General features: G+C 65.9%; 1 protein-coding gene and 1 pseudogene. One reads left to right on the forward strand and one right to left on the reverse strand.

Annotated features, from left to right (window positions below; translation table 11 throughout):
- Positions 1-46: 46 nt before the first annotated feature.
- A pseudogene (locus tag L810_RS43680) lies at positions 47-307 on the forward strand (helix-turn-helix domain-containing protein); the annotation flags it as partial.
- A 97-nt stretch (positions 308-404) separates the two neighbouring features.
- On the opposite strand, the gene L810_RS43685 reads toward L810_RS43680, so the two are convergent.
- Positions 405-835 (reverse strand): TlpA disulfide reductase family protein (locus L810_RS43685; protein WP_042978541.1); only part of this gene is annotated, 431 nt, incomplete at its 5' end.

The raw sequence follows: 835 nt of genomic DNA on the forward strand, positions 1-835 counted from the left end.
ATCGTTTCACGTGACTGGAGTTCAGACGTGTGCTCTTCCGATCTAGCTGCGCAACGCGGCCGACCGCTTCGTGCTCGGCGTGGCCGACATGCCGCAGGAGACGGGCGCGAACGGCGGCGATGCCGACAACGAGCAGACGCTGAAGGAGCGCATCGAGCAATTCGAGCGCGCGGTGATCGCCGAGGCGCTGAACCAGACGGGCGGCGCGGTCGCCGCGACGGCCGACCGGCTGCATGTCGGCAAGGCGACGCTGTACGAGAAGATGAAACGCTACGGGCTGTCGGCGAAAGGCGAAACCGAGCGCTGAAAAGCGAACGGACCGCGGAACCGGGTTGCCCGGTCGTGCGGTCCGTCGTGCGGGGAAGGGCGCGGCGCGCGCCCCTTCGAGCCGGATCGGGCGGCGCTCAGGCCGCGTTGCTGTCGAGTGCCTTCTTGAGCAGTGCGTCGAGCTCCGCGAACTGCGGAGCGCCGACGTAGCGCTTCAGGATCTTGCCGTCCTTGTCGACGACGAAGGTCGTCGGCGTGAGCTGCACGTTGCCGAACTGCTTCGCGACGCTGCCGTCGTCGAGCGCGACCTTGAACGGCAACTGGCGCGTCTGCGCGTAGTTCGCGACGTACATCGGCGGATCGTAGTTCATCGCGACCGCGACGAACTCCAGCCCCTGACCCTTGAAGCGATTATAGGTATCGACCATCTGCGGCATTTCCTGCATGCAGGTCGCGCAGCTCGTCGCCCAGAAGTTCACGAGATAGACCTTCCCTTTCAGGTCGCCTGCGGTCGAGACCTTCTGGCCCGACAGCAGCGTGAACGTGGCGTCCGGCACGGTGGACTTGC

Origin of the sequence: Burkholderia sp. AU4i (assembly GCF_000466765.1) — a bacterium.
Taxonomy (GTDB): Bacteria; Pseudomonadota; Gammaproteobacteria; order Burkholderiales; family Burkholderiaceae; genus Burkholderia; species Burkholderia cepacia.